Below are 12,766 nucleotides of genomic sequence, written 5' to 3'. Positions count from 1 at the left end.
GGCCGTCGTCGGAGGCTACCCCTCCACGACGTAGTCGCCCTCGAAGGTCCTCGCCCACTCCTTGGCGCGCTCCATCTCCGCCTCGCGGGGCGCGGTGAGGATCAGCCGGTTGCCGTCGGGGTCGTCGACGGTCAGGTCGGTGGTGAACCAGGCGGTGTCCTCGGGCCCCTCGACCCGTGCGCCCTCCGGGGCCGCGGCGCGGATCTCCTCGGCCAGCTCCGCGAGGTCCTGTCCGGCGGCGTTGAAGCTCACGGTGGTGCCGCCGCGCTCCGGTTCGCCGGGCACGATCAGGAGGTCCTGGTACCGACTCCGGCGCAGGTGCACCACCGCGGGGGTCCCGTCCGGACCCGGGATGGTGGCCAGGGAGACGAAGCCGACGGCGTGGTAGAACGCCTCGGCCGTCGCCAGATCCGCCACCTGGAGGGTGGCGAACATCGGCATGGGGTAGATGGTGCGGTCGATCTCGGGAGTGGTGTTCTCGCTCATGCCGCCGACGCTAGGAGTTGACGTGGCGTCAAGGTCAAGCCGAGTTCCGCCGCCCCGCCCCGCGCCGGTCGGTCCCGGCCGCCCGTCCCGGTCCGGTTACTCCTTGACCCGGTGGACGCGGTGCTGGGCGGCCTGCGCGCGGGGGCGCACCACCAGCAGGTCGATGTTGACGTGCGGCGGCCGGGTGACCGCCCAGACGATGGTGTCCGCGACGTCCTCGGCCGACAGCGGGTCGGGCACCCCGGCGTAGACCGCCTCGGCCGCCTCGGCGTTCCCGCGCAGGCGGTTGAGGGTGAACTCCTCGGTCTTGACCATGCCCGGGGCGACCTCCAGGACGCGCACGGGCTGGCCGACGAGTTCGAGCCGCAGCGTGGCCGCGAGCGTGTGCGCGCCGTGCTTGGCCGCCACGTAACCGCCGCCGCCCTCGTAGACCACGTGCCCGGCGACGGAGGAGACCACCAGGACGGTCCCGTCCCCGCCGGCCACGAGCTTGGGCAGCAGGGCCTGGGTCATGTTGAGCACGCCGAGGACGTTCACCTCGTACATGGTGCGCCAGTCCGCGGGGTCGGCGGTGGCGACGGTCTCGGTCCCGATCGCGCCGCCCGCGTTGTTGACCAGGACCGAGCAGGCGGGCAGGGCTTCGGCGAAGGCGTCGACGGCGGCGCGGTCGGTGACGTCCAGGACCTGGGCGCGGGCGCTGTGCCCGGCCTTGGTCAGTTCCTCGGCCAGGGCCTCGATCCGGTCGGCGCGACGGGCGACGAGGACCACGTCGTAGCCCTCGGCGGCGAGCCCGCGTGCGGTGGCCGCGCCGATCCCGCTGCTTGCTCCGGTGACGACGGCGGTCGCGGTCATGGTGGGTTCCTCCTGGACTGATGCGGTGTCGGGCCGAGCGTACACGCGGGTCGGCGGCGTGGCGGGAACGGCCCCGGCGGGGCGCGCGCGGGGGGCGGGGCCGGCCCCGCGGGCGGGCACGCGCCGCATCCGGTGGACCGTCTCACGGAGGCCGTGGTCTACTGCGTCCATGAGTTTGCCGGTGGATGTCCTCGCCCTCGGGCCGAACGGTGACAGGCGGGTGCTGGACGTTCCGGAGGGATACTCCGACCTGGCCGGATTCGAGAGGTGGCGCACCGCCGTATGGGGCTCGGAGGTGGTCCGTTCGCTGGGGGCCCGGTTCCTCCCCGCCCTGGCCGACGCCGGCCTGTGGGTCGAACCCGACCAGGTTCCGGCCTTCCTCCGCGAGTGCGCCCTCCTCCGCGAGAACCTCGGGAGGATCGCCGCGGGCACGCGCCCGGAGCGGACGGTCGGGGAACACCGGGAGCAGTTCTCCGTGCGGTCGGCGCACATCGAGGACGCCGCCGGGCGCGCTCGAGCGCTGGGCGGTGGTGTGGTCATCTGGTGACGTGCCGCCGACGCCGAGCCCCTCCGGGACGTGGACCCGAGCCGGTCACACCCACCGCGTCCGCCACACCACGGCGCCGCTCTCCCACGGGAGCGGCGCCGTTCGCGTTTCCGCCATCGTTCCTCCCGATGCACCCACAAGAAACGTTGCGTTTCCTAAGAGCTAGAGCTAGTCTCGATAGAGAACGAGCCGTTTCCTAAAGATGGCAAGGAGGCGAAGACCGTGCCACGACGCCCGACCTCCGTGGCCCTGGCACTCCCCGGGCTGCTGATGGCGATGCTGCTCGCGGCACTGGACCAGACCTCCATGGCCCCCGCGCTCCCCGAGATCGCGGGCGACCTCGGCGGTCTCGACCAGATGCCCGCCATCGTGACCGCCTACCTGGTCGCGGCCACCGCCGTGATGCCGGTCTTCGGCCGCCTGGGCGACCGCTACGGCCGGGCGCCGCTCATCCGGGCGGCCGTCGTCCTGTTCTCGGCCGGGGCCCTGCTCGCGGCCACGGCCGACACCCTCGGCGTGTTCCTCACCGCCCGGGTGGTGCAGGGCCTGGGCGGCGGCGGGCTGATGATCGGGGCGCAGGCGATCGTCGGGGAGATCGTCAGCCCGCGCGAACGCGGCCGCTACCTGGGCCTGTTCGGCGCGGTGTACGTCCTGGCGGCGGTCGGCGGCCCGCTGGTCGGCGGCCTGCTGGTCGACCACCTGTCGTGGCGCTGGATCTTCGCGATCCACCCGCCGCTCGGCCTCGCCGCGCTGGTCGTCCTCAGTCTCACCCTCCGACTCCCCCGCCCCACGGAGCGCCCCCCGGTCGACTACGCGGGCGCCGCCGCCCTGAGCGCCACCGTGGTGGGGACCGTCCTCCTCTGCGACGCCCTCGCCCGGCCCGGCGGCTACCCCGCGTGGGCCCTCCCCGCCCTGGTCGCGGGCACCGCCACCGCGTTCACCCTGTGGGCGGTCACCGCGCGCGTGGTCCGCGACCCCGTCCTCCCGCCGCGCCTCCTGCGTGACCGGGCGTTCGCCCTACCCGTGGTGGTCGGCTTCCTGGTGGGGTTCAGCCTCTTCGGCGTGCTCACCTACGTGCCCGCGTTCGCGCAGATCGCCCTGGGTATGAGCGCCACACGGGCGGGCCTGCTGGTGACCGCGCTCATGGCCGGGACGCTCGTCACGACGGTGGTGTCGGGTCGGCTGATCACCCGCACCGGCCGCTACCGGGGCTACCCGATCGCGGGGACCGCCGTCGCGACGGCCGGGCTCACGCTGATCGGGGTGTTCGGACCGGAGCTGGACACGGCGGCGCTCGCGGGGCTCCTCGTCCTCCTCGGGCTCGGAATCGGGATGGTGATGCAGGTGGTCATGCTCGCCGCCCAGAACGCCGTCGGCCACGCCGACCTCGGCGCCGCCACCTCGTCGGTCCTCTTCCTGCGCCAGGTGGGCGCCAGCGCGGGCGTCGCTGCGGTGGGCGCCCTGGTCACGCGGGCGTTCGGCGACCGCGTCCCCTCCGGTGTCGGCGACCCCCGGTCGCTCACCCCCGAGGCCATCGCCGCGCTCCCCGAACCGGTCCGGACACTCGTGGAGGACGCGTTCGGCGCCGCCGTGCCGTCGGCCCTCCTGGCCATGGCACCGCTCATGGGCCTGGCGTTCCTCCTCACCCTCGCCTTTCCCCACCTCCCCCTGCGCACCACGGCGCACGCGGATCCAGACAGGGAGACTCCCAGATGACCCACACACGCTCCGTCGCTCCCCTGGACGCCTTCGGCGCCGACGACCTCGCGGCCGTCGGCGGGAAGAGCGCCAACCTCGGTGAACTCCTGCGGGCCGGGCTGCCGGTGCCGCCCGGGTTCGTGGTCACCACCGACGCCTACGCGGAGGTCGCCGCCGGGATCGGACTGGAGGAGCGGCTCACCCCCCGGGGCTCGAACGGCGTCCCCGACCCCGCCGCGCTCCGCGCCGACCTGGAGTCCGCGCCCGTCCCCGAGGGTCTGCGCACGGCGATCACCGACGCCTACGCCGCCCTCGGCGAGGACGTCCCGGTCGCGGTCCGCTCCAGTGCCACCGCCGAGGACCTGCCCGGCGCCACGTTCGCCGGGCAGCAGGACACCTACCTCAACGTGGTCGGCGCCGACGCCGTGGTGGACGCGGTCCGCCGGTGCTGGGCGTCGCTGTGGACCGACCGGGCGGTGTCCTACCGCGCGGAGCGGTCGGTGGCCGCCTCGGAGGTGCGGATCGCGGTGGTCGTGCAGCGGATGGTCGACTCCGACGTCGCCGGGGTCATGTTCACCGCCGACCCGGTGAGCGGGAAGCGCGACCGCGTCATCGTCGACGCCGGCGCCGGGCTCGGGGAGGCCGTGGTGTCCGGACTGGTCACACCCGACCACTACGTGCTCGACCACGGGGGCCGTCTCCTGGAGTGGACCCCGGGCCGGGGCGAGGTGGTGATCCGCTCCGAGGCCGGGGGCGGGGTCGTGCGGGAGGAGCGCGACGGCGAGGACCGGCGGGACGCCGGGAACGGCGACGGCCCGGAGGGCGCCGGGGGTGGAGGGGCCGGACGGCTGCTGACCGACGGCCAGCTCTCCGTCCTGGTGGCGCACGCGCGGACGATCGCCGGGCACTTCGGCCGCCCCCAGGACATCGAGTGGAGCCTGTCCGGTGGACGCGCGTACATCGTCCAGTCCCGGCCGATGACCGCCCTGCCCCCGGAGACCGGACCGCTCAACCGGCGTCAGCGGCTGCTCGGCTCGATCCTGACCGAGTACCTCCCCGTGCGGCCCTACCCGATGGACGTGAGCACCTGGCTCGGCCGCGGACCCGCGCACATGATGCAGGAGATCATCGAGGCGTACGGGATCACCGGGGGCTTCGAGGACGTGTTCGTCGAGGAGGACGGGGTGGTCACCCAGCTCACCCCGCGGGCGCCCCGTCCGACGCTCCGCGCCCTGGCCACGCCCTTCCGGCTGGCGCGCAAGGCCCGGACGATGGACATCCACACCTGGCGGGAGGACCCGCGGCTGGCCGAGTTCCTGCGCCGCGCCGACGAACTGGACGCGCTCGACCCGGCGACGCTGCCGTGGACGGAGCTGGTCCGGGTGCCCGACCGCGTGCTCGCGCTCATGGACTACTGCCGCGACCTGCGCCTGGACTACCTGCCGAGCACCGGGGCGTCGGTGGCGCGGCTGGCCGCGGCCACGACCCTGCTCGGTCGGCGTTCCCTGCTCGGCGACCTGCTGGGCGGGGCCCGGACGCGGACCGAGGACGCCAACCGGGCGCTCCAGGACCTGGCGGACACGGTCCGCGCCACACCCGAGCTGCGCGCGCTCTTCGCGTCCGCCGACCCGGAACACGTGGTTCGGGAGCTGCGGTCGGGACAGGGGTCGCTCAGGGCGTTCGCGAAGGACCTCGACGCCTTCCAGCGCGAGTTCGGCCGCCGCGAGACCACCACGCCGCTGCTGGTCAGCCCGCCCACCCTCGCCGAGTCGCCGGAGAACGTGGTCGGCCTGGTCCGGGTGCTGGTCGGTGAGGAGCGCGGGGACGACCCCGGGTCCCGGTCCGAGGGGGCGCTGGCCGCTCTGCTGGAGCACCCGCTGCTGCGGGGCGGGCGGGCCCGGGCGCGGGTGACCCGGTGGGTGCGGGCCGCGCAGAACGGCCTGGCGTTCCGGGAGGACTCGCACTTCTACTTCACCGCGGGGCTCCCGGCCCTGCGGCGGGCGCTGTTGGAGATCGGCGCGCGGCTGCGGACGGCGGGGGTCGTGGACGAGCCCTTCGACGTGTTCCACCTGCGCATGGAGGAGGTCCTGGAGGTCGGCGACGTCGAGGACATCCCCGACGACCAGGCCGACCGGCTGCGCTCCCTGGTCCGCGTCCGGGCCGCCAAACGCGCCGAACTGACCGGGGTCCGGATGATCGACCCGGCGCGGGTGTTCCCCGCCAAGGAACGGAGCGACGCGCTGGTGTCGGGGACCCCGGCCAGCGCGGGGACGGCCACGGGCCCGGTCCGGGTGGTGCGCGGTCCCGACGACTTCCACCGGTTGGAGAGCGGCGACGTGCTGGTGTGCCCCTACACCAACCCGTCGTGGACCCCGCTGTTCCAGCGGGCGGTCGCGGTGGTGGTCGACACGGGCGCGGCCGCGTCGCACGCCGCGATCGTCGCCCGCGAGTACGGCATCCCGGCGGTGATGGGGTCGGGCACGGGCACGACCGTCCTCACCGAGGGTGAACGGGTCACCGTCGACGGGACGACCGGCCGGGTCGTCCGGGCTTCGTAGGATGCGGAACATGGCCGCCGATCCCGAGACCACCGACCACCGCAAACGCCCCCGCCGCCGGGGCGAGGCGCTCGTGTCCGCGATCCTCGCGGCGACCGTCGAGGAGCTGGAGGAACACGGCTACGCGGCGTTGACGATGGAGGGGGTCGCCGAGCGCGCGCGGGCGAGCAAGGCGTCGCTGTACCGGCGGTGGCCGACCCGGGCCGAGCTGGTGATGGACGCGGTGTACGCGATCGTCCCGACGCCCGGCGAGCTGCCGGACACCGGTGGGCTGCGCGGGGACCTGCTGGCCGTGTTGCGGCGGACCGCGCGCACCCTGGCGGGTCCGGCGGGCAAGGGGCTGCGGGGACTGATGACCGAGATCCTGCCCGATCCGGAGCGCGCGGCGCGGCTGCGGTCGCACTCGCAGGGGATGGGCCGCCGGATGATGGCGGAGGCGACCCGGCGGGCGGTGGAGCGCGGGGAGATCGACGCGCGCGCCGTCACGCCGATGCGGCTGGACGTGGGGCAGGCGCTGGTGCGCAACCACTTCATCTTCCACCACGAGCCGATCGGCGACGCGATGATCGAGGAGATCGTGGACACGGTGCTGCTACCGCTGTTCGGGACGGTGCCCGACGCGTGACGCCGGGTCGGTGACCCGCCGCCGCGACCGCTCCTGTTAGCGTCCGTTCCGTTCGACGCGAGGGGAAGGCGGGGGACTCATGCGGTTGGCGGAGCTGCTGCGGGAACGGTGGATCGTCCAGGCGCCGATGGCGGGCGGGGCGTCCACCCCCGACCTGGTCGCGGCGGTGTCCGGGGCGGGCGGGCTCGGGTCGCTGGCCGCGGGGTACCTGTCGGCGGACGCCCTGGCGGAGCGGATCGCGGCCGTGCGGGCGTCGGGGACGACGGCGTTCGGGGTCAACGTGTTCGTGCCCTCGGGAGCGCCCGCCGCGCCGGAGGTCCTGGCGGCCTACCGGGAGGAGCTGGGCCCGGAGGCCGGGCGGCACGGCGCGACGGTGGGCGAGCCGGTCCGGGACGACGACGCGTGGGCGGCCAAGACCGACCTGCTGGTGTCCGACCCGGTTCCGGTCGTGAGCTTCACCTTCGGGTGCCCGTCGGCCGAGGTCCTCGACCGGCTGCGGGCGGTGGGTTCGGCGACCGTGGTGACGGTGACGACCGTCGAGGAGGCGCGGATCGCGGTGGAGCGCGGCGCCGACGGGGTGTGCGCGCAGGGTTCGGAGGCCGGAGGGCACCGCGCGGTGTTCGACCCGGCCGGAGGGGGCGGGTCGCCGCTGTTCGCGCTGCTGCCCGAGGTGGCGGCGGCGGTGGACGCGCCGGTGATCGCGGCGGGAGGGCTGATGAACGGCCGGGACGCCGCCCGCGCGCTGGAGCTGGGGGCGACGGCCGTGCAGTTGGGGACGGCGTTCCTGCGGTGCCCGGAGAGCGGGGCGAACCCCGTGCACAAGGCGGCACTGGTGGACCCGGCGTTCACGGAGACCGCGCTGACCAGGGCGTTCACCGGGCGACCGGCACGGGGGCTGGCCAACCGGTTCATGTGGGAGCACGCGCAGGCGCCGACCGCCTACCCGGAGGTCCACCACATGACCAGGCCGCTGCGCGCGGCGGCGGCGAGCGCGGGCGACACCGGCGGGATGGCGCTGTGGGCGGGCGACGGCTTCCGGTCCGCGAGCGACGCCCCGGCGGCGGAGGTCGTGGCGCGGCTGCGGGGGGAGGCCGCGGAGGCGGGGGTGCGGCGGTGACCGGTGGTCTGGAAGCACGTGTCCGCCCTGGCCACCAACGTGGAGTGGCCTTCGACTCGCCTGTCTGGCACCGCCTGATCGACGACCACCACGCCGCCCACCACGAGCGCCCTGCCCAAGTTCTGAGGGCACTCGGCCAGTGCCCCGCCTGGTCCCTCGGCGGTCCCGGCAACCTGACACCCGAGGCCCTGCCCGCCGCGTTCCGCTGAACCGAACCCCAGGACCTTTCTCACCGGCCGACCGATACCACAAAGCTGTACATTAACCGCATGGTCGACGATCCCATCAAACCTGGACACATCACGACACGTAGCGAAATGCAGGACGTCTTCGGTGGCGGCCAAGGGATGGGGATTCACCCATGTACCAAGGTGCTAGAAGAAACAGGCCGCGCCAACGTGCTCCTCTACAGCAACCCAGAGAGAGGCGAACTGTCGGGGTACTACGACGGCTGGCTCCCGACCGAAGATCACATCGGCCCAGTCTTCGAGTACACCGGAGATGGCGAAGGTGACCAGGTGTTTGTCGGCCGTCATGGTCAGCGCAACGGTGCCGTCTTGATGCATGTTGACGACAACCGTGACCTGCGTGTCTTCAAAGCCGATGGCAAGGTGCCCGGATCAAAAGCCAAACGCCAGCGATACATCGGGAAGTTCGAACTGGACGCCGATCAGCCCTACGTCGTGCGCCAGGCTCCCAACCTGAAGGGCGACCTGCGGCGCGTCATCGTGTTCCGCCTCCGCCCGGTGGAAGATGTGACGCAGCTTCCTCAGGACATCATCACCCCCTCGGACAAGACTGAATGTGCCCAGGTACCGGCTGACATCACGACGAGTGTCATGGTGGAACCCGAGTCTCACAGTGGAAAGCCGATCTCACGGTCAGCCATCCCCCGCACCAAGGTCAGCAGACGCGAAGCCTCCCTGTGTGAAGACTTCAGGAAGCTACTTGAAGAGCACGAACACGAGGTCAGCCGGTTCCAGATCAGGGCTGCTGGACTCTCCTCGACCCTCCTGACCGACCTCTACGACACCCACGCCCACGTGCTCTACGAGGCGAAGGGAAATAGCTCCCGCGAAGCCGTGCGTATGGCGATCGGCCAGCTCATGGACTACCGGAGACATGTCACGCCCGCCGACCCCACACTCGCCATTCTCCTTCCCACGAAGCCCCACGAGGATCTCGTCGACCTTCTGGAGTCGGTCAACGTCAAAGTGGTGTACCGGCACAGGGATTCCTTCGTGGGATGGCCAGTTAAGGCCCACGCACCGGGCTAATCCTCGGGGGGCATGGGGAGTTGCCGACCTACGAGACGTCCTGTCCGTTCTCCGGGTAGGCCGTTGTCCCCTCCGCACGGGCCCGAACAGCGTGGGTGATTCGGCGTGCGAGTCGGGGGATGGTGGCCTCTCCGATCGTGTCCACGTCGTGGAACTCGTACCTGGTTAGCTCGGCTGGGTCCAGGACGATCTGGTTCAGCCAGCCTTGGTCGAGCACTCCCCCGTCGAAGACGAACAGCTGCTTGTCGCCCTCGGAGGCATTGGGCGCCCAGTCGACGACCAGGAGCCGTCCGATCGGCGGCGTGATCCCCAGTTCCTCCTTCACCTCCCGGGCGGCGGCCTGGGTCGGGGTCTCCCCGTGCTCGATGTAGCCGCCGGGGATGTCCAGGTAGTCCTTGTAGGAGGGAACCACCATCATCACCCGACCGAGGTGATCGAAGAACAGGACGCCAGCAGCAACCCGGGGGCGGGCGAAAGATTCTGCGGGATCAGAGGCCATACCCGGATACTAATAGCCCTGTGTCAGAGGATTCCCATCCGGTGGGCCAGATCGGCCAGCCTCCGTTTCCTGCGGCCGGAATTAGAGCGCATCATCCGCGCCATGATCTGATAACTCATCACGTGGCGGTGGACGTGGAAGGCGGGCAGACCCTCCTCCAGATAGGCATTCACGACGGCATGGTCACCGCTGCGCGCTACAGCCTCGGGAACCGGGGAGTGCCGTACACAGGAAGCCGCCTACCGCATCCCTCTGGTTTTTTGGGAACACACCTCGTGAAGAAGGGGAACGACTCCATGAGCACGATCGAGTACGAGGCCAAGGTCCTCGGCATCGACCCCGACCAGGTGGCCCGGATCATCCTCGACAAGGGTGGGACCGACTTGGGCGACGTGCTCCAACGCCGCTACGTCTACGACATCGACCCCGCCGACACCTCACGCTGGGTGCGCCTGCGCGACACCGGTGACCGGGTCACGCTCACGGTCAAGGAGATCGAGTCCGACGCCATCGGTGGCACCCGTGAAACCGAGACCGAGATCGGTGACTTCGAGACCGCCAACACCTTGCTGGGCAAGCTCGGCTACCGCCCCAGGGCCTACCAGGAGAACCGCAGGCACAGCTTCACCTTGGACGGCGCTCAGTTGGAGATCGACACCTGGCCGCGCATCCCCGCCTACCTGGAGATCGAGGCCGACAGCCGGGCCGAGGTGGTCCGCGTCGCGGCTTTGCTCGGCTACGCCGAATCCGACCTGACCGGGGAGAACACCACCAAGGTCTACGCCCGCTACGGCATCGACCTGACCACCATCACTGATCTACGCTTCGACACGAAGCGAGCGTCGCTGCGGTGTGCCTGTGTGCAGCGCGGACGGGGGCACACCGCAGGCTGGTTCTTGGCAACCACAGGCTGCGGCTCAGCGATTTCCTGAGGACGCCTTCAGGGCAACAAGGAGACCGGACCACTCAGAACTGGGGTAGCTGAGGTGACCGAGGCCCCTGTTCTGGGTGTCACGCACCAGCACAGCCCGCCCTTCGGAGACCTCCACGCAGTTGTTGTTCACACCGCTGCTGTAGCTGCTCTTGTGCCACTCACGACTGCTCATCGAGCTCTCCCTGTACCCGCCGCACCAGCTCATAGCTGTCGCTTGTCGACAGCGCTTCCGACTGGATCGCCCCGAAGAGATTCGCACAGTAGCGCACCTGCTCAGTGTCATCGATGACGAGGTCATCGACCACGTACTCCGCCGTCACGACCATCGGACGATCGGGGAAGGTGTAGATCTTGAAGGGCCCTGAGATACCTGGGGGAAGTTTGCAACGCCGAGGAACGATCTGAAGCCGGAGTGTTCGCGACTCCGTCATCTCAAGCAGATGTTCCAACTGCTCCTTCATCGTGGCCTGGCTACCGAGAACCCGTCGGATCACTCCCTCGTCCAGCACCATCCACAGTAGCGGCCGATCGACTCCCCGCAGGATCTCGTGGCGCTTCACACGGGATGCGACCAGGCGGTCCAAGGTCTCCTCCGTGGCGAACGGCTGCATCGCACGGTATGTGGCCCGGGCATAGCCGGGAGTCTGCGCCAAGCCAGGAACCAGGATCGTGTGGTACTCGCGAATGTCCGCAGCTGACCGCTCAAAATCGACGGCGGTCTGCGTACCTACCGGGTAGATACTCTCACTGTTGACCCTGCCCCAGGCACGTTCGAAGAAGCTGGACGTACCGAATATCTGGTCGAGCGACTGGCACTCCTTCAACTGCGGCACATAGATGGCCAGTTCCCAGTAGGAGATGAGGGACGTGGAGCAACTCAACTGCTCAGCGAGCCTCCCCTGGGTCCAGCCCTTGGATTTCCGGAGTTTCCGCAGCTCAGTCGCGATCTTTCGATAGGAGGGGTTGGGCTTCCTGGGCATAGAACTCCAGCGGAATCAAGCAGATTCGACTCTCTGCCAACAGTGTGACACACCCGGACAGCAACGGCGAGAGTTATCGAGAAGTCAATGGCACTTCTGGAAATCCGAGCGCTGTCGCGAGCACAGTTAATGCAGACCGAAGAGTTGAGCGCTTGAGTCACTTCACCTCAATTGCCAATCATTCGGACATTTAAACCAAATCTAACGACCGCTACCGCTGATCTGAGAATCGCGGAAAAGGAGAGCAAGATGTCCGGATTCGAAGTGCCGAGGCCGCGATGCGGCCACAGCCAGGACCGGCGGGTGGTGGGTGGGTTGCCGGTCCGCGTCAAGAGCCGTCGGGCTGGGGTGGCCGCCGCGTACTTCGACGGGACCCCAGAGCAGGTCGGCCGGATCCGAACCTGGTGTGCGGGGGCCACCGGGTTGGACGAGGAAGCGACCGCCCTGGTCAAGCTGGTCGTCAGCGAGCTGGCGACCAACGCCGTCCTGCACACCGCCTCGGGCGGCCGGTGCGGACGGGTCAGGGTCACCGTGGAGGTGCTGCCCGGTCGGGTCGTCCTGGTCTCCGTGACCGACGACGGTCCTCGGGCCCTGCGCCCGGTCACGGTTCCCGTCCTGACCGACCGCATCGACGGAACACAGCCCTCTGGGCGCGGCCTCCGACTGGTCGCCGCGCTCGCGGAGAAGTGGTGGTGGACCGGCCTCCGGGGCGGACCGCTGACCGTGTGGGCGCTCATTGATCCCGACCGCGACCTGGACACCTGAGACCACGGCGGGAAGCGCAGCCCCACGGGGCCAATGACACCCGTCCAGGCCGCGAAAACACAGATGCCCCGATCGGTGCTTAGGACCACCGAGCCGGGGCGTGATCAACCACCTGAACACGGCAGGAGGATGACCGTGCCACACACTACCGGCCGCCACCGCAGGCGGCACCGAACCCTCGCGGGCCAGCTCTGGGCCCTCGCCACCACCGCGCTGGCGACCGCCCTGGCCTTCGTGTTCGTGCCCGGCACACCGACTCGAACCGCGATCGGCCCCGCTCCGGACCGACGCGAACTCCCGACCGGTTCCCCTGGCGAGCCCGAGCCGCTCCCCGCGAACCCGGACCCCGACGAGACCGGCGGCGCGCTCGTCCGCCCCTACATGTACCCGCGCCCCCAGCGTCGGGCGACCATCCCCCAGCCGCGCAT

At 70.8% G+C, this 12,766-nt stretch carries 15 protein-coding genes and 1 pseudogene; 10 read left to right on the top strand and 6 right to left on the bottom strand.

Features of this window, described 5'->3' with window-relative positions; translation table 11 throughout:
- Positions 1-15: 15 nt before the first annotated feature.
- Positions 16-486, bottom strand: a complete 471-nt coding sequence (locus D471_RS0114540) for a VOC family protein (protein ID WP_017599284.1) — start codon at positions 484-486, stop codon at positions 16-18.
- A gap of 96 nt (positions 487-582) precedes the next feature.
- Positions 583-1,338, bottom strand: coding sequence for an SDR family NAD(P)-dependent oxidoreductase (locus D471_RS0114535; RefSeq protein WP_017599283.1), 756 nt, complete (start codon positions 1,336-1,338; stop codon positions 583-585).
- Between the two features lie 169 nt (positions 1,339-1,507).
- Here D471_RS0114535 and D471_RS0114530 point away from each other — a divergent pair, with 169 nt between their 5' ends.
- The 7 genes from D471_RS0114530 (at position 1,508) to D471_RS0114500 (ending at position 9,160) form a co-directional block, all read left to right on the top strand.
- Complete coding sequence (locus D471_RS0114530; RefSeq protein ID WP_026127734.1) at positions 1,508-1,885, top strand: hypothetical protein; 378 nt, start codon at positions 1,508-1,510, stop codon at positions 1,883-1,885.
- A gap of 222 nt (positions 1,886-2,107) precedes the next feature.
- Positions 2,108-3,601 (top strand): MFS transporter, encoded by a 1,494-nt coding sequence (locus tag D471_RS0114525; protein WP_241479627.1) that lies wholly within the window; start codon positions 2,108-2,110, stop codon positions 3,599-3,601.
- Positions 3,598-6,141 (top strand): PEP/pyruvate-binding domain-containing protein, encoded by a 2,544-nt coding sequence (locus tag D471_RS0114520; RefSeq protein WP_017599280.1) that lies wholly within the window; start codon positions 3,598-3,600, stop codon positions 6,139-6,141. Before D471_RS0114525 ends, D471_RS0114520 begins: the two co-directional genes overlap by 4 nt.
- 10 nt (positions 6,142-6,151) lie before the next feature.
- Positions 6,152-6,766 carry a TetR/AcrR family transcriptional regulator gene (locus tag D471_RS0114515; RefSeq protein WP_017599279.1) on the top strand — a complete coding sequence of 205 codons (615 nt, stop codon included), beginning with the start codon at positions 6,152-6,154 and terminating at the stop codon, positions 6,764-6,766.
- 79 nt (positions 6,767-6,845) lie between these two features.
- The gene (locus D471_RS0114510; RefSeq protein WP_017599278.1) at positions 6,846-7,883 is read left to right on the top strand and encodes a nitronate monooxygenase; all 1,038 of its coding nucleotides are present in this window, start codon (positions 6,846-6,848) and stop codon (positions 7,881-7,883) included.
- 44 nt (positions 7,884-7,927) lie between these two features.
- Complete coding sequence (locus D471_RS40205; RefSeq protein ID WP_017599277.1) at positions 7,928-8,092, top strand: hypothetical protein; 165 nt, start codon at positions 7,928-7,930, stop codon at positions 8,090-8,092.
- Between the two features lie 60 nt (positions 8,093-8,152).
- Positions 8,153-9,160, top strand: coding sequence for a hypothetical protein (locus D471_RS0114500; RefSeq protein WP_040689712.1), 1,008 nt, complete (start codon positions 8,153-8,155; stop codon positions 9,158-9,160).
- Between the two features lie 28 nt (positions 9,161-9,188).
- On the opposite strand, the gene D471_RS0114495 is transcribed toward D471_RS0114500, so the two are convergent.
- Both D471_RS0114495 and D471_RS40200 read right to left on the bottom strand, forming a co-directional pair.
- Positions 9,189-9,659: an NUDIX domain-containing protein gene (locus D471_RS0114495; RefSeq protein ID WP_026127732.1), complete on the bottom strand. Its 471-nt coding sequence runs from the start codon at positions 9,657-9,659 to the stop codon at positions 9,189-9,191.
- Positions 9,660-9,682: 23 nt separating this feature from the next.
- Positions 9,683-9,832: a hypothetical protein gene (locus D471_RS40200; protein ID WP_017599274.1), complete on the bottom strand. Its 150-nt coding sequence runs from the start codon at positions 9,830-9,832 to the stop codon at positions 9,683-9,685.
- Positions 9,833-9,955: 123 nt separating this feature from the next.
- On the opposite strand from D471_RS40200, the gene D471_RS34500 reads away from it, so the two are divergent.
- Entirely contained in the window at positions 9,956-10,591 is a 636-nt protein-coding gene (locus D471_RS34500) for a class IV adenylate cyclase (protein ID WP_051059181.1), read from the top strand.
- On the opposite strand, the gene D471_RS38425 is transcribed toward D471_RS34500, so the two are convergent.
- Positions 10,577-10,765 carry a DUF397 domain-containing protein gene (locus D471_RS38425; RefSeq protein WP_083924221.1) on the bottom strand — a complete coding sequence of 63 codons (189 nt, stop codon included), beginning with the start codon at positions 10,763-10,765 and terminating at the stop codon, positions 10,577-10,579. The two genes, D471_RS34500 and D471_RS38425, sit on opposite strands and share 15 nt — an antisense overlap.
- Entirely contained in the window at positions 10,752-11,573 is an 822-nt protein-coding gene (locus tag D471_RS0114480) for a helix-turn-helix domain-containing protein (RefSeq protein ID WP_017599272.1), read from the bottom strand. The genes D471_RS38425 and D471_RS0114480 overlap by 14 nt, the downstream gene beginning before the upstream one ends.
- Before the next feature lie 249 nt (positions 11,574-11,822).
- Between D471_RS0114480 and D471_RS0114475 the strand changes: the two genes are divergently transcribed.
- Together D471_RS0114475 and D471_RS0114470 are read left to right on the top strand one after the other, a co-directional pair.
- Positions 11,823-12,338 (top strand): ATP-binding protein, encoded by a 516-nt coding sequence (locus D471_RS0114475; protein WP_017599271.1) that lies wholly within the window; start codon positions 11,823-11,825, stop codon positions 12,336-12,338.
- A 135-nt stretch (positions 12,339-12,473) separates the two neighbouring features.
- A pseudogene (locus D471_RS0114470) lies at positions 12,474-12,766 on the top strand (hypothetical protein); the annotation flags it as partial.

The organism is Nocardiopsis lucentensis DSM 44048 (genome assembly GCF_000341125.1).
GTDB lineage: Bacteria > Actinomycetota > Actinomycetes > Streptosporangiales > Streptosporangiaceae > Nocardiopsis > Nocardiopsis lucentensis.
This window is presented reverse-complemented; position numbering and strand designations above follow the sequence as displayed.